The 25104-nt window shown below is 56.7% G+C and carries 25 protein-coding genes; 6 read left to right on the top strand and 19 right to left on the bottom strand.

Annotated features, from left to right (window positions below; genetic code table 11):
• Positions 1-45 precede the first annotated feature (45 nt).
• The 9 genes from ACJJIF_RS13775 to ACJJIF_RS13735 form a co-directional block, all read right to left on the bottom strand.
• Positions 46-744: a D-Ala-D-Ala carboxypeptidase family metallohydrolase gene (locus ACJJIF_RS13775; RefSeq protein WP_444928921.1), complete on the bottom strand. Its 699-nt coding sequence runs from the start codon at positions 742-744 to the stop codon at positions 46-48.
• Between the two features lie 22 nt (positions 745-766).
• Positions 767-1447 carry a hypothetical protein gene (locus ACJJIF_RS13770; RefSeq protein ID WP_444928920.1) on the bottom strand — a complete coding sequence of 227 codons (681 nt, stop codon included), beginning with the start codon at positions 1445-1447 and terminating at the stop codon, positions 767-769.
• A gap of 186 nt (positions 1448-1633) precedes the next feature.
• A complete protein-coding gene (locus ACJJIF_RS13765) occupies positions 1634-3181 on the bottom strand; it encodes a phosphoenolpyruvate carboxykinase (RefSeq protein WP_444928919.1) in 1548 nt (515 codons plus the stop codon).
• A gap of 290 nt (positions 3182-3471) precedes the next feature.
• The gene (gene hslO, locus ACJJIF_RS13760) at positions 3472-4350 is read right to left on the bottom strand and encodes an Hsp33 family molecular chaperone HslO (RefSeq protein WP_444928918.1); all 879 of its coding nucleotides are present in this window, start codon (positions 4348-4350) and stop codon (positions 3472-3474) included.
• A gap of 143 nt (positions 4351-4493) precedes the next feature.
• A complete protein-coding gene (locus ACJJIF_RS13755; RefSeq protein WP_444928917.1) occupies positions 4494-4955 on the bottom strand; it encodes a DUF4124 domain-containing protein in 462 nt (153 codons plus the stop codon).
• Between the two features lie 25 nt (positions 4956-4980).
• A complete protein-coding gene (locus tag ACJJIF_RS13750; protein WP_444928916.1) occupies positions 4981-6471 on the bottom strand; it encodes a S1C family serine protease in 1491 nt (496 codons plus the stop codon).
• 88 nt (positions 6472-6559) lie between these two features.
• On the bottom strand, positions 6560-6937 hold the full coding sequence (locus ACJJIF_RS13745) for an Hsp15 family ribosome-associated heat shock protein (protein ID WP_444928915.1): 378 nt from the start codon (positions 6935-6937) through the stop codon (positions 6560-6562).
• Positions 6938-6951: 14 nt separating this feature from the next.
• On the bottom strand, positions 6952-7635 hold the full coding sequence (gene yrfG / locus ACJJIF_RS13740) for a GMP/IMP nucleotidase (protein ID WP_444928914.1): 684 nt from the start codon (positions 7633-7635) through the stop codon (positions 6952-6954).
• A 75-nt stretch (positions 7636-7710) separates the two neighbouring features.
• Complete coding sequence (locus tag ACJJIF_RS13735) at positions 7711-8376, bottom strand: lysoplasmalogenase (RefSeq protein WP_444928913.1); 666 nt, start codon at positions 8374-8376, stop codon at positions 7711-7713.
• A gap of 187 nt (positions 8377-8563) precedes the next feature.
• Between ACJJIF_RS13735 and cysK the strand changes: the two genes are divergently transcribed.
• From cysK to ACJJIF_RS13710, 5 genes are all read left to right on the top strand, one after another.
• The gene (cysK, locus tag ACJJIF_RS13730) at positions 8564-9481 is read left to right on the top strand and encodes a cysteine synthase A (protein ID WP_444928912.1); all 918 of its coding nucleotides are present in this window, start codon (positions 8564-8566) and stop codon (positions 9479-9481) included.
• 38 nt (positions 9482-9519) lie between these two features.
• Positions 9520-10356, top strand: coding sequence for a 3'(2'),5'-bisphosphate nucleotidase CysQ (gene cysQ, locus ACJJIF_RS13725; RefSeq protein WP_444928911.1), 837 nt, complete (start codon positions 9520-9522; stop codon positions 10354-10356).
• A gap of 101 nt (positions 10357-10457) precedes the next feature.
• On the top strand, positions 10458-10661 hold the full coding sequence (locus ACJJIF_RS13720; RefSeq protein ID WP_444928910.1) for a hypothetical protein: 204 nt from the start codon (positions 10458-10460) through the stop codon (positions 10659-10661).
• A gap of 208 nt (positions 10662-10869) precedes the next feature.
• Positions 10870-11127 (top strand): type II toxin-antitoxin system HicB family antitoxin, encoded by a 258-nt coding sequence (locus ACJJIF_RS13715; RefSeq protein ID WP_444928909.1) that lies wholly within the window; start codon positions 10870-10872, stop codon positions 11125-11127.
• 305 nt (positions 11128-11432) lie between these two features.
• Entirely contained in the window at positions 11433-12038 is a 606-nt protein-coding gene (locus ACJJIF_RS13710) for an outer membrane beta-barrel protein (RefSeq protein WP_444928908.1), read from the top strand.
• Positions 12039-12152: 114 nt separating this feature from the next.
• Here the strand turns inward: ACJJIF_RS13710 and ACJJIF_RS13705 are convergent, their stop codons facing one another.
• From ACJJIF_RS13705 to ACJJIF_RS13665, 9 genes are all read right to left on the bottom strand, one after another.
• Entirely contained in the window at positions 12153-14306 is a 2154-nt protein-coding gene (locus ACJJIF_RS13705; protein ID WP_444928907.1) for a TonB-dependent copper receptor, read from the bottom strand.
• A 201-nt stretch (positions 14307-14507) separates the two neighbouring features.
• Positions 14508-14975, bottom strand: coding sequence for a hypothetical protein (locus ACJJIF_RS13700; protein ID WP_444928906.1), 468 nt, complete (start codon positions 14973-14975; stop codon positions 14508-14510).
• Positions 14976-15299: 324 nt separating this feature from the next.
• Complete coding sequence (locus ACJJIF_RS13695) at positions 15300-16697, bottom strand: DUF58 domain-containing protein (RefSeq protein ID WP_444928905.1); 1398 nt, start codon at positions 16695-16697, stop codon at positions 15300-15302.
• A complete protein-coding gene (locus ACJJIF_RS13690) occupies positions 16694-17698 on the bottom strand; it encodes an AAA family ATPase (RefSeq protein ID WP_444928904.1) in 1005 nt (334 codons plus the stop codon). Before ACJJIF_RS13690 ends, ACJJIF_RS13695 begins: the two co-directional genes overlap by 4 nt.
• On the bottom strand, positions 17695-19005 hold the full coding sequence (locus tag ACJJIF_RS13685) for a DUF4350 domain-containing protein (protein ID WP_444928903.1): 1311 nt from the start codon (positions 19003-19005) through the stop codon (positions 17695-17697). Before ACJJIF_RS13685 ends, ACJJIF_RS13690 begins: the two co-directional genes overlap by 4 nt.
• A complete protein-coding gene (locus tag ACJJIF_RS13680) occupies positions 18995-20563 on the bottom strand; it encodes a DUF4129 domain-containing protein (protein WP_444928902.1) in 1569 nt (522 codons plus the stop codon). The genes ACJJIF_RS13685 and ACJJIF_RS13680 overlap by 11 nt, the downstream gene beginning before the upstream one ends.
• Positions 20553-21527, bottom strand: coding sequence for a stage II sporulation protein M (locus tag ACJJIF_RS13675; RefSeq protein WP_444928901.1), 975 nt, complete (start codon positions 21525-21527; stop codon positions 20553-20555). Before ACJJIF_RS13675 ends, ACJJIF_RS13680 begins: the two co-directional genes overlap by 11 nt.
• Before the next feature lie 12 nt (positions 21528-21539).
• Positions 21540-22223 (bottom strand): RDD family protein, encoded by a 684-nt coding sequence (locus ACJJIF_RS13670; protein ID WP_444928900.1) that lies wholly within the window; start codon positions 22221-22223, stop codon positions 21540-21542.
• 30 nt (positions 22224-22253) lie between these two features.
• On the bottom strand, positions 22254-22994 hold the full coding sequence (locus ACJJIF_RS13665; protein ID WP_444928899.1) for a DUF2189 domain-containing protein: 741 nt from the start codon (positions 22992-22994) through the stop codon (positions 22254-22256).
• A gap of 170 nt (positions 22995-23164) precedes the next feature.
• On the opposite strand from ACJJIF_RS13665, the gene ACJJIF_RS13660 reads away from it, so the two are divergent.
• A complete protein-coding gene (locus ACJJIF_RS13660; protein WP_444928898.1) occupies positions 23165-23788 on the top strand; it encodes a DUF2939 domain-containing protein in 624 nt (207 codons plus the stop codon).
• Positions 23789-24087: 299 nt separating this feature from the next.
• On the opposite strand, the gene ACJJIF_RS13655 is transcribed toward ACJJIF_RS13660, so the two are convergent.
• Positions 24088-24534, bottom strand: a complete 447-nt coding sequence (locus ACJJIF_RS13655) for a glutaredoxin (RefSeq protein WP_444928897.1) — start codon at positions 24532-24534, stop codon at positions 24088-24090.
• Between the last annotated feature and the right edge of the window lie 570 nt (positions 24535-25104).

Raw genomic sequence — 25104 nt, 5'->3', positions numbered from 1 at the left:
TGGGGCGCCTAATTTTTGCTCTATCTAAGCAGAAGCAGTGGGCTTTTACCAGCGCCTGTATCCGCACGTATCCACGTGGAAGCGAATGCCCCGATAAATGCCCAGGCCCATTTGCCATTCTCGCCCGCTGCGCTTGTGCATATCCCTGAGTACGGGGACCAGTTGCGCCCGGGAAAAGGGCTTTTGCGGGACTATATCCAGTCCGCAAAAGTGCAGGTGTTTGCTGCCCCTGGAGCCCCCGGCTTTGCGGTTGTAGGTGGGTGTGCGCCAGCCGGAGAGCACGCTCACCGGGCCGATGCGGGGCACGATTTCCCGCTCGATGACCCGCAGCGTATTGACGATACCCCACCAGAGTTTTTTTGGGGGGATGGCAAAAGCGGGCTCGTCTAAATCCTGCCAATCGCTACCCTGGCGCAATAGTTCATAGGGGGAGACAACCTGTTCAACCCGGTTGGCGCGCAGGAATCTTTTTAGCTGGGTAAAGCGCGCATGGTTATTGTCCCTGCTCAGAAAACGGCTGAAGGCCCGCTCTGAGGCGGCCGGGTAGCCCTTGATATCGTACACCTCCGGGATCATAAGCAGGGGGAGGATATCGATGGGGGATTTGACCCGCTTATCGACCTCTGGCGCAGGCTCGCGGGTGAAAAAAAACAGGCCGGCGAGCAGCGCAAGTGCGATTGCGCCGATAGCAAAGCTGTACCGGTGGCGCCAGCTGATTTCGGCGCGGGCTTTGTCATTTTGCATAACTATCGGGTTGCCTCTCCAGTTACCAGGTGCGGTAGCCGCAGGTGTCGATATGAAACAGGATGCCGTCGATCAGGCCCATTCCGACCCGGCTCTCGGGGCCGAGGCGCGCGTGTAAGGCGCTCAGCTCTTCCGCGAGTTCTCTGTGGCCGATATGGGATTTCGGGATAAGGTCCAGCCCGCAAAAGTCGCGGTGATGGGGGTGCTTCTGGGGCACCAGTTTTCGCTGGTAGCTGTCTGTGCGATAAGCGGAAACCACCGTGACCGGGCCGATCAGGGGGATAAGCTGGTCCCGCACCAGGGTGAGGGTTTTTGTGATATTGGGCCACAGATCTCTGGGCGGGATGGCGAAGGGCGCCTCCTCCAGGTCGAGCCACTGATCGCCCTGGCGCAGCAGCTCCCGAGTGGGAAAGATGCCGGCCAGGCCCCGTTCGCGCAGCCACTGGTCGAGGGCTTGTATCCGGGAGCGGTTATTGCCCTGGCGCAGAAACTGATTAAAGGCCGCCTCGTTGGCGAGGCGGTAACCCCGCTGTACGGTGTAGGACTTTTCCTGTGAGGAGAGAAAGAGGTGCAGCCACAGGGCAAACAGAAGGCTACTCAGCACTAAACCGAGAACAGCGACGACCACCCGGTTGACCGTTTGTCCGGGCGGTTTGTGCGGAAACAGAGTTTCGAAGCGAGTAAACGAGTTGCCTGCGGACATAGTAAGCGCGATTGCTGCTGGGGGAGTTGCCCGCCGACGCGAAAATCGTCGGCGCCTGCTTACTCACTATAGCCGCAAAAATCGACCGGCTGCGGGCTTGGCGATAGGGATAAAAAAAGCCGCTGGTCCCGGGGGAGCAGCGGCTTTTGGATCGCGGGCAGCCTGCGCTGCTCGACAACCTTTTATTTAGGCTTGAGGGCCCGCATTTTTAACGTCTTCGCTCACATTGAACTTCTCAATGTTCTCGGCGAACAGCTTGGCCAGCTTGCCGGCTTGATCGTCGTAAGCGGCTTTTTCGGCCCAGGTTTCGCGGGGGTTCAGGTAGGACTTGTCCACACCGGGCACTTCTACGGGGATGTCCAGGTTCAGGGCATCCAGGTGCTCGGTGGCAACGCCTTCCAGGGCGCCGCTCTGGATAGCGGCAACCACTGCGCGGGTGACCGGGATCGGGAAGCGCTTGCCGTTGTCGCCGGAGCCGCCGGTCCAGCCGGTGTTTACCAGGTAGACCTTGGAGCCGAACTCTTCGATGCGCTTCATCAGCAGGTCTGCGTATTCGCGCGGTGCACGGGGCATAAACGGCGCGCCGAAGCAGGTGGAGAAGGTCGGGTGGATACCGGCCTCTGCGCCCAGCTCGGTGGAGCCTACGCGGGCAGTGTAGCCAGACAGGAAGTGGTAAGCCGCAGCCTCTTTGGAGAGGATGGATACCGGGGGCAGTACGCCGGATACATCGCAGGTGAGGAAGATAACGTTCTTCGGCTCGCCGGCGCGGTTTTCCAGCTGACGCATTTCGACGTGCTCCAGCGGGTAGGAGCAGCGACCGTTTTCAGTCAGGCTGGTGTCGCAGTAGTCGGCAGTGCCGTGGTCGTTGGTTACCACGTTTTCAACGATGGCGCCGAAACGGATGGCGTCCCAGATAACCGGCTCGTTTTTCTGGCTCAGGTCGATGGTTTTCGCGTAGCAGCCACCTTCCATATTGAAGACCGCGCCCTTGGTCCAACCGTGCTCATCGTCACCGATCAGGTAGCGCTCGGGATCGGCGGACAGGGTGGTCTTGCCGGTACCGGACAGACCGAAGAACAGGCAGGTATCGCCATCTTCGCCGACGTTAGCCGCGCAGTGCATGGGCATTACGTCTTTTTCCGGCAGCAGGAAGTTCTGTACGGAGAACATGGCCTTCTTCATCTCGCCGGCGTAGCGCATACCGGCCAGCAGTACTTTGCGCTGACCGAAGTTGATGATGACGCAGCCTTCGGAGTTGGTGCCATCGCGCTCGGGCTCACACACAAAGTGAGGCGCGTGCAGGATTTGCCACTCTTCCTTGGACTTGGGATTGTACTTCTCGGCGCGGATAAACATATTGCGGCCGAACAGGTTGTGCCATGCGGTTTGGGTGGTCACTACGACAGGCAGGTAGTGGTCTTCATCCTGGCCCACATGCAGGTGCTGGACGAAAGTGTCGCTGCCAGCAACAAAAGCCTCGACGCGGTTCCACAGGGCATCAAACTTATCCTGCGGGAAAGGGCGGTTGACGTTGCCCCAGGCGATGCTGTCGGCAGTGGAAGGCTCTTCTACAACAAAGCGGTCGGCTGGGGAGCGACCGGTGCGCGCGCCGGTTTCAGTCACCAGAGCGCCGGTATCTGACAGCTTGCCCTCGCCGCGTGTCAGAGCCTGCTCTACCAATTGTGCCGGTGATAGGTTCTTGAAGACCATCGCGGAGTCGTCGATCTGTGCCATTCGTGGAATACCCGTGAAAGTTGGATAGTAAAATATTGGGTCTGCCTAACGTTTAGACAGCCGTAGAAAATTTTGGGAACGTATTATTGCAAAATTCAAAATATGCGGATACCAAGCCTGCCTGTTTAGTAACCAATGACAGCGCTGTCATTAAAAATAATACCCATAGAAATCTGTTTTATTTATGGTGTTTGTGCCAACTATTTGGTTTGTGAATTTTGCTTGGAAGGTATAGCGAATTTGGCGATGGGCTGTGCAGGCGCTGAAATGGCCGCACAGCCCTAAAGCGATTAGTGCAGGGTGTGGGGCGGTGCGTTGAGGAGGGTATCGATTTGTTCCCGGTCGAAGCGGTACTGGGTATTACAGAATTGGCAGTCCGCGATTATCTCGCCCTGCTGCTCCTCCAGTAGTCGATAGACATCTTCGGCGCCCAGGGAAACCAGCGCGCGGGCGCTGCGTGTTCTGGAGCAACTGCACTTAAAGCGAATGGTGTCGGTTCCCAGGGTCGCCGGCTCCAATTGGTGGAACAGGCGGTGGATCAGCTCCGGGTGGGGGACGCTAAACAGTTCTTCGGCGGTTACCGTCTCTGCCAGGTGGATCGCGGTCTCCCAGGCATCCCGGTTTTCCTCTGCTGTCGCGGCGTTGTTGCCCGGCAGAATTTGCAGCATAAGACCGGCGACAGTGCTGTCACTGCTCTCCAGCCATACGCGCGTCGCCAGCTGTTCCGATTGTTGAAAGTAGTCTTCCAGGCAGCCGGCCAGGCTGTCCCGCTCCATGGGCACCACCCCCTGGTAGCGCTCCCCGCGCTTGGGTTCCAAGGTAATGGCGAGGGCGCCGCGCGGGCCGATCATATCGCGCAGGGTGGCGTCTTCGCTGATCTGTGCACCCTCGGCTACCCGGGCGATACCGCGCAGGTCGCTGTGGTGGGTACACTCCGCCATAATCATGGGGACATCACCTTCCCCGCGGGCCTGAAGGCTCAGGACGCCTTCGAATTTCAGGGTGGTTGAAAGCAGGCTGGCGGCGGTGAGGAACTCGCCCAGTAGCCGCGCCACCGGTGCCGGCAGTGGATTGTGTTCCAGTACATCGCGGTAGGCGTCGGTTAGTGTCACCACCTGTCCGCGAATATCGTGTTTGGAGAAAATAAAGCGTTCCAGCTGATCGGACATAGGTCGGGAGCCCCTCGGTATAAAAACCGCAGGATTTTAGAGGTGGATATGCCTAAATGGTAGCTGTCGCTGATCATAGCGGGCGCTGCTGCGGGATATACGGGGTGTGTTGTGCCGAGATCAGCGCCCGGGCCGGGGGATAATTAGCCGCAGTAGCGGTTAATTTCCCGCTCAAGCTTCTCGGCGATCTGCTGTCTCTGCCGCTCGCTGCGGCGCACTTCTTTACCGTTATCATCGATAAATACCACCCGCCCCTGAACAGCCTCAAGGTTACTGCGCGCATCGTCGCAGGCCGCTTGCCTTTTCTCCTGCCTCTCCTGCTTTTCGCGCAGCTGGCGGTTGCGGTACTCCTCATCCATTTTTCGAGAAACTCCCGATTTAACCGTGGCCGTTGAGCTGGGCTGTCGATTGCTGCCGGAGCCGATAGCATTGATGGGGGCCAGCTCCCCGGAAACATTCTGGGCCTCGGTGTCGGCTGGGGGGCGGTCGCTGAAGTGGACGCGGCCATTTTCATCGACCCAGCGGTACATCTCTGCGCTGGCAGCGGTTGCACTGACGGCCAGTAGCAGGCCGCCGAGTACGGAAGGTAGATACAGTGATTTCACGGCGCTTCCATGCCTCTTAATACTTTTATTCTTCTTTATTGGCCAGCTGGCTAAACAGCCCCTGGGAGTGGCGCTGGGGGATATGGTAGGTCTGTAGGATCAGCGGTTGCTGTTCCTGGGCCTGGGCCGCATCCAGAACCATGCGGTAGCCGGAGCGATCGCGCAAATCTACAAAGTCCCGCTTGTTGCTCTCCATCAATTGGGCAAATTCGTCGAAGTCCTTGATGCTGTGGCCGTTTACCGAATCGATAATCCAATTCTTCCAGTCGTGGTAACCGAGGTTCACATTGGCGGGTAGCACTTTTAGGGCGACTACCAGTTCGCGGCGCTGCTCATCGCTCCATTGATTGCGGGCATAGAGGTAGTCGATGGGGGCTTTCGAGTGCCAGTTTTTGCCCCAGCGCTTGATCAGGTTCATATTCAGGGGCACGAAGACAACACCGCCATAGATGTAGTAGCGCGGCTGGCGGTCAAACTGTTCCCCCAGCACCATGGCGCGGGAGGGGGGCGCTGCGGCCAGGGTGACCTCGGCGGTCTGCTCTTTGCCGTCGCGGGAGAAACGCACCGGCAAGCGCTCGCCGACGTGGTGGCGATCCACGGCGTAGTGGTAGTTGGTGCGCTGATTCTCCCGCCACTCTACGGTCCGGTCTGCGGCCACTTTAAAGCCGTCGACCTCAAGCAGAACATCGCCGGGTTTAAACACCTCGGCGGCGGGGGAATTATCGAATACCTTAACGACCATAGCGCCATCCTGGTCCTCCTCCAGGCCGGCGGCTTTTTTCATCGACGGGCTCTCCAGGCTCTGGGTCACGAGTCCCAGCTCGGGGAATCCCTGATGCACATTGTCCTTGGCGTCTTCGAGGACATGGGCGATCACGCTGGGGGGGACGAAGTAGCCCAGGTTCTCAGCGCTCTGGTTGGTCTGCATGGCCACGCCGACGATGTGCCCGTTGGAAATAACCGGGCCGCCGCTGTTGCCCGGGTTGATCGCCGCATCTATTTGGCCCGCCATCAGGTAGCTCTCGGCGTGAGCGTAATACTGGTGCTCCACACGGGAGAGCACTCCGCGGGTAATAGACAGGGATTTGCCGCCAATAGGATAGCCGTAGACGGTGACCTCTTCCTGCAGGTCCGGCAACTTGCCCAGGCCCAGGGGGCGGGTGTCGTTGAAGAAGCTGTCGTCATCGACGGTCAGCAGGGCGAGGTCGGCATCATGGGAGATAAACTTGACCCGGGCGCGGAATTTTTTCGCGTCGCCGTGGCGCTGCACCTGAATAAAACTGCCATTGGCCACAACGTGTGCATTGGTCAGGATTTGCCGGTTGCGGATCACGGCACCGGAGCCGGATAGCTGCTTGGGGTTGAGCAGGGCCCAGGGGTTAAAGTAATCCGGGGCGGCGGCGGTGGTATAAATCTTGATAATTGAGCGCTTCAGCTGCTCGTGTTCACGGCTGTCTGCAAGGGCGGTCTGAGTACCGAGCAGAATCAGCAGGGAAATGGCGATCAGTCGTTTCATTGTGGCTGTTTTCTATCGGGTTAAGTGGGGGCAGTTTAGCAGTTACAGGGTTAAATGGCGGAAATTTCACCACTTTGACTTGGCCGTGCTAATCCTGTTCCCGCAGGAAGCGGTGTATCTGGCGGCGCTGCTTTTTATTCGGGCGTTCCGGCTGCACTCCCGCATTCGCCGCCTGGCGCTCGGTTTTTTCTTTTTCCCGGCGGGCGATGCTGTCCTCGGTCTCGCGGTACAGGGTACGCGCGATCTCGGCGCCGCGCCGCTGGTCCGACAGGGCGATCACCTCAACCTCCAGTAGATCCCAGCCCTGGCGGATACTCAGCTTGGCACCGGTAGTCACTTCCTTGCTGGCTTTGACCCGCTGGCCATCGGCGTGAACCTTGCCGCCTTCAATCGCCTGTTTGGCAATACTGCGGGTCTTAAAGAAGCGCGCGGCCCAGAGCCACTTATCAATACGTACTTTTTCCATAGTCTCTCTTGTTATCAGGCGGGTCCGCTGCCCAGTCTACCGCTGTCTAAGGCCATGATCTCGTCGAAGTGGTGGATCGCCGGGAAGTTGGTGATCTCCCGCTTGGGCCCCCGGCTATCCGGTTGGCGGATACACAGCAGGTGGGCGATACCGTAGTCCTGGGCGGCCCCCAGCACCGATTGGTTGTCGTCGACAAACAGGGTTTTGTCCGGGTCAAATGCCAGGTTTTCCCGCAGAGAGTCCCAGAAATCGGCGCTCTCCTTGGCGTGGCCATAATCGTGGGAAGAAATGATGCCGTCAAACCAGCGGTCGATGCCGGTGATCTCCAGCTTGTGCTCCAGCCCGTGGCGGTGCGCATTGGTGACCAGGTAGGTGGGTTTTTGCAGCTGTTGCAGGCCGGTTAAGAACGCCTCGGTATGGGGGCGCAGGGCGATTCGACCCTCAATCTCGCGCAATATGCCGAGGATATCCAGTTCCAGCTTTTCCGCCCAGAAGTCCAGGCAGTACCACTCCAGGGTACCGCGACGGGCGTTGATTTCAGCCTCGAGCCGCTGTTGCGCCTCCTGCGGGTCAAAGCCGTGCACTTCGGCGTAGCGCTTGGGCAGGTGTGTGAGCCAAAAGTGGTTGTCGTAATGCAAGTCCAACAGGGTGCCGTCCATGTCCAGCAATACGGTATCAATACTTCGCCAGTCGAGCATGGGAGCTGTCTACCTCTTTGATATGGGGCGGGAAGACAAGAGTGTAGAGGGTTATGTCTTCCCGGGGTGTCGGCATTATGCCTGGGCGCGGCGGATGCCGTACAGGATACACAGTTGTGCGCTGTAGTAGGTGAGCATAATGGTGGCGTCGGCCAGGGGCAGCGGGGCGATGAACTTGTTAATCGCAATCAAGGTATCTGACAGCATAAAGGTGACGGCGCCGATAAACAGCAGGGCGGAGTCACCCCTGTGCATGGCGGCCGCGACTGCCATGGTGAGGATCGCCAGCAGGTAGGCCAGTACCGCCGGAGCCAAGTCCCCCGCCGCCGGGAGGAGAATTTGTGCCAATAGTAGTGCGCTAAGGAGTACGGGCAGCGCGCGCAGCAAATTGTGGCGCCCGGGGGGCGCGGCAAAGCGCAGGAAACTGAGAGCGTAGATGAGCTGGGCAATAAGAAAAGCCCCGAGGCCGAGGACAAACTGCTGGGGGAAGTGCAGTTCCAGCAGTATATCCCCACAGGCGGAGAAGCTGAGGGCGAGAATAGTAAAAAGCCGGGTCGCGCCGCGCAGTTCGATTCTGGCAATCAGCAGCAGGGACAGTATCGGCAATGCTTTTAACGCCGGCATCCACAGGCTATCCAGTTTCCAGGTATCCAGAAAAATGAATAGGGCGGCGCTGAGCAGGAACAGGGGCACTAGATAATTGTGGAAATGATATTGAGGGGCGGAATTTTCTACGGACATAGGTATTTACCTTATTGTTATTGTGTATACCTCTCCATCAATTTAACCCTTTTAGCAGACCCCATCGACCTGCAATTTTGTCTGGAGTTTTCCACAGTGGCGGGACATTTCTGGGGTACTATGGGGCATCGAATAAATATGCCCGACAGTGATTTGTCCCGGGCACTAGTCATGGAGAGCGCTACCGATGAAAGCGGCCAATATTCTGGAAACAATCGGCAATACCCCGCACGTGCGAATTAACCACCTCTTCCGCCCCGATATTGAGGTCTGGATGAAAGTGGAGCGCTTTAATCCGGGCAGCAGTATTAAAGACCGAATCGCCCTGGCGATGATTGAGGATGCGGAGCGCCGGGGGGCCCTACAGCCCGGGGGCGTTATTATCGAACCCACCTCGGGCAACACGGGAATTGGTCTGGCGATGGTTGCAGCGGTGAAGGGCTATCGCCTGATCCTGACCATGCCGGAGTCGATGTCGGTAGAGCGCCGCCAGGTTATGAAAGCGATGGGTGCAGAATTGGTCCTCACGCCGAAAGAGCGCGGTATGGGCGGCGCTATTGCCAAGGCGGAAGAATTATTGGCCTCCTATGCGAACAGCTGGATGCCGCAGCAGTTTAATAACCGCGCCAATGCCCAGGTACACCGGGATATTACCTCCAAGGAAATTCTGGCGGATTTTCCTGAGGGGTTGGATTACCTGATTACGGGCGTGGGGACCGGCGGACATATCACCGGTTGTGGCGAAGTCTTAAAAGAGCATTTTTCCAATCTACAGGTCTATGCGGTAGAGCCGGAGAAGTCACCGGTGATTAGCGGTGGCGAAAAAGGCCTGCATCGATTGCAGGGTATTGGTGCCGGTTTTGTTCCCCAGGTGCTCGATACGGCAGTGCTCGATGGCACTGTATTGGTCAGCGAGGAAGATAGCTTTGAGATGGCGCGCCGCTGCGCGTTAAAAGAGGGCATCTTTGTTGGCATCTCGTCCGGAGCCAGCCTCGCGGCCCTGAAGAAGCGCGAGGGCGAGATGGCGGCGGGCAGCCGGGTACTGGTGTTCAGCTATGACACCGGGGAGCGCTACCTGTCTGTAGCGGACCTTTTCTCCGCTTGAGAATTTAACTGACGAACTCACAAAAATAGGGAGTTGTAATGGATAGAGCACTTTTAGAGCAGGTAATCGAGATCTGCAAACGTGCGGGAGAAGCGATCCTTGAGGTCTATCACAGCAGCGCGGAGCTGGAAGTCGAGATGAAGAAGGACGACTCTCCAGTAACCGCTGCGGACCTGGCCGCGCACAAGGTACTGGCGCCGGCACTGGCACAGCTGCTTGAGGGCGTGCCGGTCTTGTCAGAGGAGGAGGAAATGCCCTCTTTCGCAGAGCGCAGCCAGTGGCAGCGGTACTGGATTATCGACCCCCTCGACGGCACCAAAGAGTTTATCCGCCGCAACGGTGAATTTACCGTGAATGTCGCATTAATCGAGCATGGCGAGCCGGTGCTGGGGGTGGTTTACGTACCGGTACTGAATATCACCTATGCCGGCTGTAAGGGCGAGGGTGCGTTTAAGCGCGATGCCAATGGCGAAGCTGAAATTCGGGTGCGCCCACTCAAGCCGCGCCTCGACAATCGTGAAGTGGTTGAGCTGGTGGCCAGCCGCAGTCACGGCACCGGCACTGTCGATCAGCTGGTGCAGCGTATCGAAACTGAGCTGGGCACTGTAGAGTGCAAAAATATGGGTTCTTCGCTGAAATTATGCCTGGTGGCCGAAGGTGCAGCGGACCTGTACCCGCGTCTGGCGCCGACTTGCGAGTGGGATACTGCGGCAGCTCAGGCGGTAGTCGAAGCGGCGGGTGGCACTGTGGTGGATGAGCAATTTAATTTGCTGCGCTACAACAGCAAAGATTCCCTGTTGAATCCCTTTTTCTATGTGATCGGCGACGCTTCTTTTGATTGGAAATCCCTGTTGTTGGATAAGTCTGTAGCCTAGGGATTGGCGCCAAAAAGCGTGTAGAAAGTGTTTGTATGCCTGCCCTCTAGCGGGGGAGGCATACAGCGGTCTGGCTATTTCTCTATGCAGGGGGCTTACCGATGCCTGGTCCCGATCGGCAATTAAAGCAGAATCAAAGTGAAATTCGCTGTTTGCGCCGGGAGCTGGAGGAGGAAATCAGCTGGTTGCAGCGGCGCTTTGACGCGCTTGCCAGTGCTGGCGATGAAAATAATAAGCTACTGCGCCGCACCTACAACAGTATGCTATTTTCCCGTCGAGCCCTATTGGGGCGGATGCCCCGCTAACTATTGTCGAGGTATTTTTTCCGATAAAAGTTTGAGTTTGCGGGATACCCTCTGCGGCCGACAGTTTTTTCCTCTCTTTTTGTCACTATTAATATTGAACCTGTGCCCGTGCAGAATTGTATTTCTCTGCTAATTTCCTGGCCAAATTCCCCCGTAAAATGCAAATCAGTCTACGCTTTGAAAAGTAAATACATAAGAGTATTTTTCAATGCGCTACCCGGTCGTGGTGCACAATATTGAATATGCCGGATTTGGTGCCATAGCACCGGATCTGCCCCACTGTCATTGCTATGCCGATACCCTTGACGGCACCCTGCAAAAAATGGCGGAAACGATTTTCCAGCGATTGGAAGAGCTGCGCCGGGCAGGGCAGCCTATGCCAAAAGCTGGCGACGTAGATGATCTGCGAAAAAACCCGGCTTTTGTCGGGGGAGTCTGGGCGGTTATTGATGTGGAAGCAAGCTAGGGAGCCTCTGAACAATTCCGTAATACCTCTGCGGGTCTTGAAGGCTACAGATGTTAGGCGCAGTTCGCCGCGAATGGCCCTAGTCCTTTGCAAGAGCTGCAACGCAGCAGCTGTGGCCTTCAAGGCCCGCCCTTCGGGGCTTACAGTCCGCGTTGCGACTTCTTGAAAGGTCTAGACATTCCTGCGAAGCCGCGCCTTGATTGTGAACCGCTCTGTAAGCCAGAGGCATCACGGAATTGTTCAGAGGCTCCCTAGGCAATATGCCCAGAGCGGAGTTGAATATGGGCTTGCTGGTGTAAGTGACGATGAAAAATCTACCCCTCTGTATGCTCCCCCTGTTATTGGCACCGGCCAGCTATGGATTTGAGGCAAACAATCCTTTTGTTGGCGTCAGTGCCGGGGAGTATCGGATTATCGGCACCCTTGGCCTCGGGAGCGGTGAGCAACAATTAAATAAACAGCGGGATTTTTTTGCCTATCTCGGCCTCGGTATCACCCCGGCGGTAGGAGTTTGGCAGGTGGAGCTGCGCGGCGCCCACTTTGATGATAATCATGTCAGCGTCAATCAACTGGGACTGAATTTTAAAATTGATTTAACTCTGAACTGCCATGTTCAATGCCTCTACTGGATGCTGGGGTACAATTACGCAGAGGTGGATTTAAATAATGTTATAAAGAGAGGCCATTGGTATCGAGAAGACCCGCCGCAGCACTTCGATAACCGATATATCTATGTTATTGATGCCAGTGGCAGTGATGATTTTTGGAATGCCGGAGTGGGTTACCGGGTTTTGTGGCGTCAGGATTTCGAGACTTCACTAGAGTATAACTACAATAATATTGGCAAAATAGAGGGGCTCGATCCCGGCTATCTGCGCACTCTAAGTTTAAACTTTTCCTATAAATTTTAATTTTATATTTTTTAATTTTTTGCCTTGTTACAGCTCCTCTGTGTAAAAATTATTTTATAAAATAATGGTTTTTTCTGCGGGTAAAAAACGGGGCCCTCGGGGCCCCGCTAGTTTTTAAATTCGATAAATAGCTTTTAACCAGAAGGTGCGTCCCGGCTCATTAACGCGGGTCAACTGGTCGAAGCCAATAATATTGGCTCCGGAGCGGCTGATATGCTCTGCGTAGGTCTCGTCGAACAGGTTGTCGATACCGGTGGTTATCAACACGCTTTTATTCGGCTTCCAACCGGCATTGATAGAAATCACATTGGCAGAGTCGGTGGTGCCAATATCCTGGCCAACAATATTACCCTTGCCGATATCCACCCGATCCTGGCTGGCGATAGCGCGCCATAAAACCCCCGCCGACCACTGGGCCTGCTCATAGTAGAGTCCCAGGCGGCCCTCCAGAGGGGGCAGTTGTGCCAGAGTGGTACCATCGGTCTCGTTGGCACCGCGCACCGATGTCACAGTAAATTCGCTACGCCACTGCTCGTTGAGCTGGTATGAGGAGTCAAACTCCAAACCCCAAGAGCGCGCCTGGATATTTCTGACAATGGAGGTAGTGCGAGTATCGGAGGAATCCATATCATCCATACTCATACTGCTCATAGAATCCATGCTAGTCATGACTGCGGCTTTTTCGTAATCCGTCTCAATCATCAGGTAGTCGTCGATCTGATTGACGAAGCCGGAGATACTGGCGGAAAGCTTCTCGCCGCGATAGATGTAGCCGATATCCAGCTGGGTGGTTTTCTCTGCTTCGATATCCAGTGCGCTGTAGGAGTCTGCGGTCTCGTAGGAAAAAATCTCCCAGTAATCGGGGAAGCGCTCGGTATAGCCGAGCCCGGCAAAGAGTGTGGCAGAACTGTTGGGGCCGCTCTCGAGGCCATATTCATAGCGCAGGAAGCCGCTGCTCAATAACTCCGAGCGAGTTTCCCCCGCCGTGGGGTTATCCACAGAAGACATCATGGATAGGGCGACCTCATCGCGCAGGTCTTTGACCTCCCAATCATCTACTCGCGCACCGGCGATCCAGCGCTGATTGGGTGCGATCTGCCAGCTGGCTTCAGAAAATAAACCCAGTTGGGAAAACTCGGCGTCGGCCTGCCGCTCCATATCGCGGTAATCCATCGTGGACTGGTCCATGGTCGAGCGGCTGGTGTGGCGATTTTCCCGCGCATCGATACCAGTGGTCAGCTCCACATTGTCCAGCGGGGTAAACATCAGGGCCATCTTAAAGCCCGAGGTCTCACTATCGAGATTCATGGCCATAGGGGTAGAGGTGCTGGACAGTTCGCGTAGGCTGTAATTGTCCATAACATGGTCGATATAGTTGTAGTAGGCCTGTAGTTCAATCGAGTCGAGCCAGCTGTTGATATTGCTGCGCACATATTTTGTCTTGTAGCTCTCCCGGGCAAACTTGGAGCCGTCCATGCCCCGATCGGCATAGGCGGCTTCGCCGTCGCTGAATGATGTATCTAATTCGAGCCGCGTATCGTCGCTGGGGGTCCAGGCCAGGTTGACCTGGCTGCTCCAGCGCTCATAACTGGAGTTCACCTCATTGCCATCGCCATCCTCGTAGTTGTCCGCAGATGCTGACGTCGAGGCGCTGCGAATGGAAAACTGCGGCGAGCTGTAGGAGATATCGAAGAGGCCATCGCGGCGCTCGGCGCTGGCGCCGAGAAGGCTCGCATGCATATTCCAATCGCTCTCTGTGGGGCGCTCCTGCTGCTGGTTAAAGACCACCACCCCGGCGGAGTTCCCCGGACCATAGAGCACGCTCTGCGGCCCTTTGATTACTTCAATTTCGTCCATCGCCTCGGGGAAAATATAGGCCGTGGGTGGGTCCATACGGCTGGGACAGCCGCCCGCCAGGGTCTCCCCGTCCACGACCATCCCCAGGCGCGAGCCCCCCATACCGCGAAGCATCGGGTCGCCACTGGTCCCGCCTTTGCGCACGACAGAAAATCCCGGGATCGTTTTTAGATAGTCGGCGCCATCGTTGGCCGGTAGTGGCTGGCGGGGTTTTTTCGGGTCGGTCACCAGGTTGAGGGGGAGTTCTGTTTTTACCCCGGTGACCACCATCTGTTCCATTTCACTGTCTTTTAGTGCTTCTGACTCTTCGGATTCTTCCGCTGCGAGATGTGCTGAAAAGGTACAGCAGGCAGCGAGTGCCAGGCTGAGAGGTTTTTTCAGAAAAATTTTTGCGTTGATGCTCTGGTGCATGATTTTCAATCCTTTTCGCTGGCGTTTCGGACACGCAGCAGTAGGCGCGCAGGCCCGCTAAAATTTGGCGCGCGCGACGTATCACCACTGAAAAAAGTGGTCGTATTTAGGCGGGGCTCAGGGTGCTGACAAGATGAGGACAGCAGTGAGTCCTGCGCCCCACAGCGAACTGTGGAGCGGTGGTGTTGCGATAAAAAAGGATTAAACCGGAGGAGCGCGAATTAGCGGGCGGCTGTAAGCACTGGAGAGAGAGGGGGAAAACGTTGGCCCGGCGGAGGGTTGAAGAACCCCGGCTAGGGTTATTTCCAGTTCCGCAGCCGGTGCGCTGGCAAGACTGGCTGCGGCGGAGAAATTACAGTGATTATCGGCAAATGAGTGTGCGGTTAGAGTGTTGTGATTGTGATTTTCGGAGTGGCCGCTGTGTTGATCAGCGTGAGAATCCGCACTGAGGGCATTGAGCAATAGCGCGCTGCGGCTGTCGCCATGACAGAGCCCGTAGGGGGTTGCCGAGGAAAAATCCGCAGGCATAAAACCTGCGGGCACCAAACCGCGCGCGCTGAGAAATACCAGCAACAGCAATAGCGCCTGCCACTGGGACAGGCGGGAACAGCTTTGGATGGTGCGCTTACCGCTCATAAATAGGGAAATCTGTATTTTGTCCGGGCCCATTTTTCATACCCGGCGATGAGTCACAAGAGGTTAACGGGTGAGAAACCAAAGTGCCACTACCACAAGTTAACTTTTGCGAACTAATGCGGGGTTAATTGAGCTCTATCAGCTTTGTTAAAATTTAATCTATCTTTTTGCGCGCATTCGAAAAATTAATCTAATTTTTCCGGAGAGCGATGGCCCCGGGGTTGAAGGCGCTAAACAAGAGATTCCCGGGATCGGGGAGAGTTCCCGACAGCGGGGTTTATCGCGGGGAGGGAGAGCTTGGAGGAGGGGGTAAAAAGTGGGGATTGGAAGAGTCCCCACTCAGTAAGCTCACCGGGGTCAGATTCTACCGCTGCGCTTGAGGCGCCAATAGGCCTCTACCAGAGACTGGTGTAAAAGCTCCGGTCGCGAGTCCACCACTGTGACATTGTGCGCCTGTAAATGCTGGAGCAGCAGCGCCCGGCGGCGCAGGAAGTCTCGCGCTGCGGCACCGTTGATCGCACTGTCAAAGCTCTGGATCGGCTGCTGTAGCAGTTTGTCCACTGCGGTCTCCCGCAGGCTGGCAATCATCACCAGGTGATTGCGCGACAGCAGTTTGACTGCGGCGAGCAGCTCGTCACTGTCTTCATCGCGCAGGTTGGTGATCAGGATTACCAGGGCGCGGCGCTTGTGCTGGGCCATCAGCTGCTGTGCGGCGCCGGTGTAGTCCGCGCTGCCGGTGCCGGAGTGGAGGTTGTAGACGTTGTTCAACAGCAGGTTGATCGCGTTTTCCCCTTTCACCGGCGGCAGTTGTCCACCGCTGCTCTCCTGTGCGGCGGCGAATGCCTGCAGGCCGACGGCGTCGCCCTGTTTAATGGCGACATAGGCGGAGAGCAGCAGGCCATTGAGTGCGTGGTCAAAGTGGCTCAGCTCGCCGTCTTTAGCGCGCATGCGGCGGCCGCAATCCAGCATATAAATGATTTCCTGGTCGCGCTCGTCCTGATATTCGCGACTGATCAGTTTGCGCAGGCGCGAACTCGCGCGCCAATCCACCTGCCTCTGGCTGTCGCCCTGGCGGTATTCCCGCAGCTGGCGAAAGTCCATGCCCTCACCGCGACGCTGCTGCTGGTGCAGCCCCATCAGGCGCAGGCTCTGTTCGGTGGAGAGGGATTGCAGCGATGAGATGCCGAGAAAATTGGGGTAGACCTTGACGCTCTGTGCCTGTCCCAGCCACACCCTGGTCTGCCAGAGCCCCCAGGGGGAGCTGGCCAGCACCTCAATGCGTCCGAAAGTGGCGCTGCCACGGCGGTGGGGCACCAGATCGTACTCGATGGTGATTTCCTGATCGGGGTTGAGCTGTGCGGTACGCGGCAGCCCAGTCGATCCCAGTTGTTGTGGAATCGAGTCGGAAACCTGGAGTAACAGGGCGCGCGGGCCCGTATTGCGCAGTTGCAGCCGCGCGCTGTTGCGCACGCCCAGGGCCAGGTTGCCCGGCAGGCGCCGCAGCCCCTGCAAACCACTGACCCGGTAGCCGGTGAGAAAGTCCAGCAGAGCGGCGCCGATCAGCAGGGCACTCGCTCCCCACCAGAGGCTGCCGATCAAGGGACCGGCTTGTGGAACCCAGATTCGCGCTGCGGTAATTGCCAGGGCCGCCAGGCACCAGTAGCCGAGCAGCTTGACCAGGCGCGGACTGGGACCGCTGCGGCCGCGCTGTGCGGGCGCTGCCTGCTGCTCTGTGGCAGCTGCGCTTTGTGTCACAGTCGCGGCGCCTCAACGCTGTCGATAATCATCGCCAGAGCGGTATCGGCAGTTTCACCGTCAATCTCCATATCCGGGGACAGGCCGATACGGTGGCGCATCACCGGGATTGCCATGGCCTTGATATCGTCCGGCAGCACGAATTCGCGCCCCTGCAACAGGGCATAGGCGCGGGCGGCTTGCAGCAGGCCGATACTGGCACGGGGACCGGCGGGGCTGCGCAGCTGCGGGGACTGGCGGGTGGCGCGCACCAGGCGCACGGCGTAGTTCAATACCTGTTCGTCCAGGTCCACCTGGGGCACCAGGGCTTGCAGCTGTTGCAGCTCCTCGACCGTAATTTCCCCCGCCAGCTTTTCCTGCAAGCTGCGCTCAATGTGGCCACTGCTGGCGGCGGCGGCCAACTTCAGTTCCGCCTCGAGGCTGGGGTAATCGATCAGGATTTTTAGCAGGAAGCGGTCCAGCTCCGCCTCGGGCAGCGGGTAGGTGCCCTCCTGCTCAATGGGGTTTTGGGTGGCGAGTACCATAAATGGGCTGGGTACTTTCAGCGCCTGGCCGTCGATGGTGACCTGCTTCTCCTGCATCACTTCCAGCAGGGCGGCCTGGGTTTTGGCGGGGGCGCGGTTGATCTCGTCCGCCAGCAGCAGGTTGGTAAACACCGGCCCGCGTCGCACCTCGAAGCGGCTCTCCCCCATGTTGTACATGGCGTGGCCGGTGACGTCGGCGGGCATCAGGTCCGGGGTAAACTGGATGCGGCGAAAGTGGCCGCCAAAGCAGTTGGCCAGGGTGCGCACCAGCAGGGTTTTACCGAGCCCCGGTACGCCTTCCAGCAGTACGTGGCCGGAAGCCAGCAGCGCCACCAGCACCTGATCGACTACCCGCTCCTGGCCAATCAACAGCTGGTTGATATTGTTGCGCAGCAGCTGCAATTTGGCCGATGCCGCCCGCCAGTCAGGTGATGGGCTCATGGTTTGTGGTTCCGGTTGCAGGGTGGTCTCGCTCATAGGACTGCCTCAATTCGCTGCAGGTTACGCATGTGTTCAGTAAAGGTTTCTTCGCTAGTGGGGGGCTTGCCCCACAGGGTGGCCAGCACTCGCGCTTCATCCATGCCAGTGGATGCACAGAGCTTGTTGCACAGTTTGCGCTTTTGGCTGGCGTCGGTATGGGTGGCGCCAAGGCGCCGCAAGAGTTCTTCCCGCTGGCCGCGCAGCAGGGCTTCGCAGCGATCGTCCAGCCAGTAGTAGTGGCCGCAGGCGGAGATATGTTCGAGTAGCGAGCGGCGCGACACCTCCGGCTCCGGCTGTAAGGGGCCAAAGCGGCGCCCGCGCAGCAACAGCCAGGCCAGCAAGGCCAGGGCGCCGGCGATAAAAAACTCGACGGCGTATTCGCGCGCCACTTTGGTTAGGGACTCAAAGCGCGGGCGGGTGAGGAAGACAAACTCCCCGTCACTGGCCAGCAGCTGAAGGAAATAGGCGTGATCAAAATGGCCGATACGGTGGGACTGCCACAGGGTGCTGTCAGTCATCAGGGTGATGACACCACTGCCGCGCTTGAACTGCATAAATGGTACGCCGATATCGTCATGCCATACCCGGGCCCAGGATACCGGTCCACCGTCGACCGTCTCGTCATTAAACGACGGGTGGTAGAGCAGATGGCTGGCATTGAGGTACAGCTGTATTTCACTGCCCCCCTCAACCGGCAGGGTTACCAGGTTTTCCTCCGGCACATCGGGATTGCGGGGCTTCTCTTTCTCCTCAGGTTTCTCCTCGGTGTCGCCCTCGTCAATTTTGCGATTGTGCTCCCGCATCGCATCTGCGGGGCTCTGAGTCGGATCGAGTGTGGCATCTTCTCCGAAGAGTTGTTCGAGTGTCTGTTGCCATTCGAAGTCACTGTGCCCCTCTTCGAGAGAGACGCCCATGGCTTCAAGCAGCCAGTCGCGGTTTTCACTGCGCCCGGCGCCGCTATCGAAGTTACCGGTATAGGCCACGACGATGGCGTGGCCACCCCGCTCTACCCACTGGAGAAGTTCCTGGGCCTTGGTGGGGTTATACACCTGGCTGGAGCTGCTGATAAACAGGGTGGCATTGGGGGAGAGCCCCCGCAAAACGGCAATATTATCCGCCTGGCGCGGTGTCAGCTGGATATCGGCGAGGTAGCGTTGCGCGGCCAGATAGGGGTTGCGCTTGGCCTCCGCGCCCCAGCCCGTATCGATCTCTTTGGTATAGCGCTCGTAGAAGGTGAGGAACAGCCATACCAGTGCGGCGCCGCTCAGGGCCAGGGCTGCAATCAGAACTCTCTTAGCGGTCATGGCTAAATGCCTCCTGCCACTGGCGGCAAAGGGTACTCACCTGGGCCTCTTGCGGGGGGCGATGGGCATAGGCGAGCTGTTGCCAGTTGGCGGTGAGCTCTTGCACAAACTGGCTCAGTGCGGGGCTCACCGGGCGCAGTGCTTCCCTGGGCTTCAGCTGTCTTGCCTGTACCAGCTGGGCGCACTCGCTCTCGGTGAGGTGGCTGCCGAAACGGAATTCGAAGTCTTCAATCAGGTGGGATAGGGTGGCGCGATACAGAAGTCCCAGGCTGGCCCGCTTGTCGCCCTCAGCCCAGAGGCGCATAACCTCTGCACAGACATCGGCGGGCAGACTCGACTGGCGCACATCCAGACCGAACAGGGTTTCGGGGGTTGGCGGCTTTGTCTTCAGCTTGGCCTGCCACTGCAAGCTGTGCAGAATTTTTTCGCGGTGTCGCCAGAGCAGATAGCCCAGGCCGAAGGCCAGCCCCGTCCACAGGAGTAGCTCCAAAACGATTGCGATTGTCGGGCCCCATGTGAATTCACTGTCGGAATCGGGCTCATCGTCGAAGAGACCGGAGAGCCATTCGACAAAATCAATAAGCCAATCGGGAAACTTCTCTTCCGCTGTTTCTGTGTCCTGCTTTTTGCGCCAACCGCTAATTTCCATCGTCTGATGGAAATCCTCGTCGGCGAGGATTGCATCAATATGCTGCTGGGCTTGCTGCGGTGTCTCCACCGCTGCCGCACTGGCGGGGGGAGATGGCAGCGCGCTGCCAAGTGCGAGGCCGCACAGCAGGAGCAGGGTGGCGGCACCCGATGTCCGGCGGCGGGGTTGCTGTTGGCGCTGTAGCAGGTCCCGGAATTGGATTTCGATATCCCAGCCTTCCAGTTCGATTCGGCGGCCGATATACAGGCAAAAGCCGCTGACGATATAGAAGGGGGCAACAGCCGCCATCGCCAGCAGATAGAGGGCGATATACAGCCATCTCGCCCACAAAACGTCCTCCTGCAGCAGGGGTATCCAATCGACCCCTTCGGCGTATTGCTCGGGAATAAACAGGAAGATGAGCGCGAATAGGGCCGCTAGCAAAAAAGTTTCAATATGGAATAACGTGAGTGTCAGCCAGGTGGCGGCACTGGCGTGCTTGCGGTGTAAAACGTTGATGCGCGAGGTGCGGGCCTTGCCGCTGGAGTGCTCCAGTACCGTGACAGGCATATCGAAAGCGCGGGTGGGACTCAGGCGGCGAAAGGTGAGCCACATAAACCAGTCGCGACGATTCTGGCTAAAGAAGTGCCTCAGCGCCGTGCCGACAGATACCGGCGAGCCAAATAGTGTCTGGCTGATCATAAACAGCGGCAGCCGGTCAAAAACTGGTTTCAGCCACCAGACAAAGAGGAGGGAGAGCTCCGGCGAATCAGGAAACAGCCAATAGCACAGGGCCAACAGTGGCGCTGCGGGTAGCAGCCACACGATAAACAGTTGCCACCAGTGCTTTCGCGCCAGGACAATACCGAGGTCAAGCGACTCCCAGGGGGAGCGCAAGCGGGCGCGTACGGCCAAGTGCTCAATTTGCATGGGCAGCGTCCTCCCTGCGTCCGGCCAGGATAAAATAGGCAAATACCAGCACCCACAACAGGGCGCCGACGCCGAGCTTGATCGCAATGGGCATAGTGGCACTGGAGGACCAGAAGGCCTCGAGGAAGGCGGCGATCACCAGCATCAGGAAGGTGCCGTACATAATTTTCATCGCCTCGGCAGCGGCCAGGCGCAGCGCTACCGTGCGCCGGTGTTGGCCGGGGTTCACCAGTGAGCGCCCCAGTATCAGGCCCGCAGCTCCGGCCAGCACAATCGCGGTCAATTCGAAGGCGCCGTGGCCGATCACAAAGGGATAGAACGTAGAGGTAAAGCCCACCCGGGTGATATGCCCGAAGGCGGCGCCGATATGGATGCCGTTAAACACCAGAAAGAAAATTGAGCCCAAGCCAAACAGCACGCCGCCGGCAAAGGTGCGAAAGGCGATGCCGATATTGTTTCTGATATAAAAACCGAACATGGCCAGGTCAGTGTCCGCACCGCGCTCGCGCCCCAGCACTCGGTTATCTGGGTCATACATGGACTCAAAGCCCATCACCTGCTCTGGCGACATCACCGCATACACCAGGGCGTCGTTATTGTAGGTGCCAATACCGAGAATTAAACCCGGCAGTAAAAACAGGGCGGCGGCCAGCAGGACCGCGCGACTGTTGGCGCGTACGGCCCGGGGAAAACCCACCAGTACATAGTGCAGCCAGCCGTTGCGGCGTAGGGTTTCCTGTCGGTAGACGCGGTGGTGCGCCGCCATAACCAGCTGGTTGAGGTGATCGACCAGGCGGCTGGTGTACTGCCGTTCTTTTGCCATCGCCAGCTGCTGGCAAAGATTGCGATAGGCGACCGGCAGGTCCAAGGCCGCTGTTTCGGCCTTGTTGCTGTCCGCCTTGAGCCAGGCTTCCAATTGGGCCCAGCTATCGCGGTAGCGATTTTCAAAGTCTCTCTGCTTCATGGATACCTCAGCCTATCCCCTGCCGCCGAGCAACCAGCTGCCCACGGAGCGCAAGTAGTTCAGGGCGTCGCTATCGCGCTTGTGGGTAATGGATTCGAGTAGGTTGGCGAGCTCTCGCTGGCGCGCTTCACTTAAATCCTCGTGGCGCTCCAACAGGCTGACCAGTGCCTGCTGGTCCTGTTGGCGCAAGTTCTGTGGGGGAGGGAGTGGGGTTGTATCCGGTAGGGCAAGCGGAGCCTTTTCCTCTTCGCGATAGACCACCAGGGTACCGGCGGCCAGGTCGCCGAGGCGCTGGAAATGGCGCCCAAGGGTCATGCAGATCATGCCGGTGGCGTAGGCAAACGGCATAAAGTCGGCAAAGCGCAGCAGATTGCGCACAAAGGAGGCGCCCCAGGATATCGGCGTGAGGTTATCGTTCACCACCATCAGGCCAAAAGCTTTCTTGCCCGGCGTTTGTCCACCGCGCAGCACTTCAAAAAATACCGGGTAGAACCACTCGAGCAGAAAGGCGCACACGAGCCAAATGCCGATGCCGGCAAAGCCGGCAAATAGCAGGGCAAAACCGATAGCCGTTAATATCAACGATCGATAAAACACATCTACGGCATAGGCGAGGATACGCGGCACGGGCCCAGCAGCCCGCGCGCGCAAATCGATACCCTCGGGTGTTTCGACGCTATAGGTGGTATCCAGCAAGCCACCGCTCCTGTCTGGTGGAAGAACTTATTAGTGGTTGGGGATGCCAAACACTTTTCGATAGGCAACACCAAAAGCAATGCTAACCAGTGGCACTGCCCAGATCAGGCCGATAAGCAGGGCGATACCGCCGGCTATAAAAATCAGCGTTATGACAATTACGAAACCAAGGAAAGCAAACCAGTTCTTAGTGATGGCTTTACGGGAGGTTTCCAGAGCTTCCCAGGGGCTCAGATTGCGATCGGCAATCAGGGGCATTGCCAGCAGATAAGCGATCATCAGGTAAATGCCCGGAATGATCAGCAATATCAAGCCGACCGCAATAAGTAGATACATCAAGATAGTGGCAAAGCCGAGCGGAACTATCTTGTCGAAGTGTGCAAACACCTCGGTGCCGGAGGTCTGTTCGTCGCGGGCGATTTTGATACCAATCATCGTCATACCCACCGCCAGGGGAGCGCCGGCAAAGGTCACGATCAGCTGAGAGAGAATCTCGGCAACTGGCCCCGAGGAGCTACCGGAGCTGAATGCTGCCGTACCGCCGGTAACTAAGGTGGCGACGATAGTAATTGCAATAATGGCAACGAAATAGAGCAGTGCTCCCACCCAGACGGTGCCTTTATTGCCGCTAGTGCGCTGCCAGGCCTCGCTGAGAGTTTCCCCAATAGAAAATGAATAATCCCCGGCAATACCTTTTTCGATAGAGCCTGAGTCCCCAGTCACCGAGCTATCGGCCAAATCGGCTTTGGGGGCTGTATAAATATCACTCATCCTGTTAACTGTCCTTATTGATATTTAGATTGCTTGTGCGGTGCAAAACCTTGGAGGGAAATATCTCACAGCTGGGGGTGGTGAACAATGCCACGCCAATACATTGGCAAATTAGGTGATCGCTGTTTCTCAGCATAAAATCCCCAGATAGTGATTAAGGAATCGAATTGATGAAAAAAATACTGTGGGTGGGCGGCTTAATTGCAGTGCTGCTGGGGAGCGGATATGTCGCTTTGCCGTTTTATTCCATCGGGCAATTGCAGCGTGCGGCGGAAATGGCTAAATCCGAACAGCCGCAGGTTAGAACTGAGAGTATCGATACCTTAGAGCGCTATGTCGATTTTCCTGTTTTGCGTGACAATTTAAAGGTTCGCCTACAGCAGCAACTGCGGAGCTCTTTAAGCAATACGATTCCGCAGGAGTTTGATGAATTGCTCAGCGCTGGCGCCAATTTCCTTATGGAGCCACTTTTGCAGCAATTTATTACCCCTGAGGGCATTGCCGATCTGCTTCGTGGCGGCGAGGATCTGGAGGCTTTTGAGCGGGAAATCTATCGGCAGAGTAGTGGAACCGCGAATCGCTCCGGCAGTTACCCATCCGCACAGGAAGAGACAGAAGCTACCTGGCAGCGTATGGGATGGCGTTTTACCGATCTCAATCATTTGAGCGTGGATTACGGCGAGCGCGGCCGCCCTGAGCTGCGCCTGCTAATGCAGCGCAACGGCCTGCGCTGGCAGCTGGTGGATATTCAACTGCTGAATGAAACAAGCGGAGAGGGGCAGGGGTGGAGATAGCGCAATAAGCCCGGGTGTTTTGTGCCCCGCTGTTATCTTATTGCCGGGGAAACCGCGCTTTTACTTAAGTAGCCCAGCACCAGTTAGTGGCCGATAACTGGTGGGATAAATACGTTTCCTGACAATTGGCGCTCTTATGAGCACATCGCAATGGGAGAACCGGGTTATAGCCCCTGTTGATTCAGGCGGGCGATTTTTAAATACAGTCTTAGTACCAATTTGGCGGCGGGGCTCTTTGCGCTAGTGAATAGCAGCGAGAACCTGCCCGGCAAGCTTACTGGTAATTTGGGGCAGCCGTGCTAGGGCTTCTGGCTGTTCACTAAATACCAACCTAGGACCGCACCCAAAAGCAGTGAAATGGGCAGGGCAAATACTGCTGCTATAAGGCCGCCCATTATGCTTATAAAGGCAGCTTCAGAGATGGGTATCAAGTTTAAATTTGTATTTGATCTTATTATATAAGTTATCCCCATATAAATTATTCCTGACATTAGAGCGGCTGGAAAGCTAATTACAGTAGTGGCCAGGTAGGGCTTATATTTAGATTTTTTTCCGGGGATGATTTTATACCAATCTGAGAAAATCCATCCAAAAATTAAGGTTGAGATAAACACAATCGTTAATAATTTTGGACTGGTCTTGTCGGCGTATTTTAATACTGTAAACGAAAATATTGATAGTACAGCAATGACTGCCAGCAAGGCGTTCAAAATTGCGCTCTTCACTTTGAGATGTATTTTATTCATGATTTTAAGTGCTCAAACTTCTAGTGCCGTTAGCGGCGACGAGTGAAACTTAGCGTGGCGAGTTTAACCAGTAGATTTGCGCAGGTGATGCGGCTCCCCAGCTCTTTTTGTATACTTTTTGGGTTTTTGAACCTGTCCGTGGCGTATGCCGCAGCAATTTTGTCTGTTTTTGCTTGAATTTTGCTTTTTTGGTTCTAGACAGAACAACCTATCACGATCTTTTGTTTTTTAATAGTATTCATACTGCCGTCGAAGCTTGGTTTTTCTGCTTGTTGAGAAGTCTAATTATTCTTCTGCACTAGAAGGGACTGGAATATTTTCCGGTGCGTCGGTGGCTAAACGTGTTATCTCTACCAATAAAAAATTGAGTGAAGTTATATATTTCTTTATATCCAAATTTGTCTTCTATCTCTATCAACAGTTTATCTAGTGTTAACCAGTAAGCCTCTCTCTGCTTATTCCACTTTTGATAGTCAGTTCCATAAAGCTCATGAATCTTGTCTATTTTAAAGAAGACATCCTTGAAGTCTGGTCAGTTTTTATTTGCAATAAATCTGCCCTTTAGGAACG

The organism is Microbulbifer regidiadema (SeqCode) (assembly GCF_052467605.1).
The sequence above is the reverse complement of the archived record's forward strand: the minus strand, read 5'-3'. Positions and strand labels throughout refer to the sequence as shown.

Excerpts from the sequence above, each read along its gene's own strand:
- ACJJIF_RS13775 (WP_444928921.1), bottom strand. The coding sequence starts at position 744 with ATGCAAAATGACAAAGCCCGCGCCGAAATCAGCTGGCGCCACCGGTAC.
- ACJJIF_RS13770 (WP_444928920.1), bottom strand. The coding sequence starts at position 1,447 with ATGTCCGCAGGCAACTCGTTTACTCGCTTCGAAACTCTGTTTCCGCAC.
- ACJJIF_RS13765 (WP_444928919.1), bottom strand. The coding sequence starts at position 3,181 with ATGGCACAGATCGACGACTCCGCGATGGTCTTCAAGAACCTATCACCG.
- hslO (WP_444928918.1), bottom strand. The coding sequence starts at position 4,350 with ATGTCCGATCAGCTGGAACGCTTTATTTTCTCCAAACACGATATTCGC.
- ACJJIF_RS13750 (WP_444928916.1), bottom strand. The coding sequence starts at position 6,471 with ATGAAACGACTGATCGCCATTTCCCTGCTGATTCTGCTCGGTACTCAG.
- ACJJIF_RS13745 (WP_444928915.1), bottom strand. The coding sequence starts at position 6,937 with ATGGAAAAAGTACGTATTGATAAGTGGCTCTGGGCCGCGCGCTTCTTT.
- yrfG (WP_444928914.1), bottom strand. The coding sequence starts at position 7,635 with ATGCTCGACTGGCGAAGTATTGATACCGTATTGCTGGACATGGACGGC.
- ACJJIF_RS13735 (WP_444928913.1), bottom strand. The coding sequence starts at position 8,376 with ATGTCCGTAGAAAATTCCGCCCCTCAATATCATTTCCACAATTATCTA.
- cysK (WP_444928912.1), top strand. The coding sequence starts at position 8,564 with ATGAAAGCGGCCAATATTCTGGAAACAATCGGCAATACCCCGCACGTG.
- cysQ (WP_444928911.1), top strand. The coding sequence starts at position 9,520 with ATGGATAGAGCACTTTTAGAGCAGGTAATCGAGATCTGCAAACGTGCG.
- ACJJIF_RS13720 (WP_444928910.1), top strand. The coding sequence starts at position 10,458 with ATGCCTGGTCCCGATCGGCAATTAAAGCAGAATCAAAGTGAAATTCGC.
- ACJJIF_RS13715 (WP_444928909.1), top strand. The coding sequence starts at position 10,870 with ATGCGCTACCCGGTCGTGGTGCACAATATTGAATATGCCGGATTTGGT.
- ACJJIF_RS13710 (WP_444928908.1), top strand. The coding sequence starts at position 11,433 with ATGAAAAATCTACCCCTCTGTATGCTCCCCCTGTTATTGGCACCGGCC.
- ACJJIF_RS13705 (WP_444928907.1), bottom strand. The coding sequence starts at position 14,306 with ATGCACCAGAGCATCAACGCAAAAATTTTTCTGAAAAAACCTCTCAGC.
- ACJJIF_RS13700 (WP_444928906.1), bottom strand. The coding sequence starts at position 14,975 with ATGGGCCCGGACAAAATACAGATTTCCCTATTTATGAGCGGTAAGCGC.
- ACJJIF_RS13690 (WP_444928904.1), bottom strand. The coding sequence starts at position 17,698 with ATGAGCGAGACCACCCTGCAACCGGAACCACAAACCATGAGCCCATCA.
- ACJJIF_RS13685 (WP_444928903.1), bottom strand. The coding sequence starts at position 19,005 with ATGACCGCTAAGAGAGTTCTGATTGCAGCCCTGGCCCTGAGCGGCGCC.
- ACJJIF_RS13680 (WP_444928902.1), bottom strand. The coding sequence starts at position 20,563 with ATGCAAATTGAGCACTTGGCCGTACGCGCCCGCTTGCGCTCCCCCTGG.
- ACJJIF_RS13675 (WP_444928901.1), bottom strand. The coding sequence starts at position 21,527 with ATGAAGCAGAGAGACTTTGAAAATCGCTACCGCGATAGCTGGGCCCAA.
- ACJJIF_RS13665 (WP_444928899.1), bottom strand. The coding sequence starts at position 22,994 with ATGAGTGATATTTATACAGCCCCCAAAGCCGATTTGGCCGATAGCTCG.
- ACJJIF_RS13660 (WP_444928898.1), top strand. The coding sequence starts at position 23,165 with ATGAAAAAAATACTGTGGGTGGGCGGCTTAATTGCAGTGCTGCTGGGG.
- ACJJIF_RS13655 (WP_444928897.1), bottom strand. The coding sequence starts at position 24,534 with ATGAATAAAATACATCTCAAAGTGAAGAGCGCAATTTTGAACGCCTTG.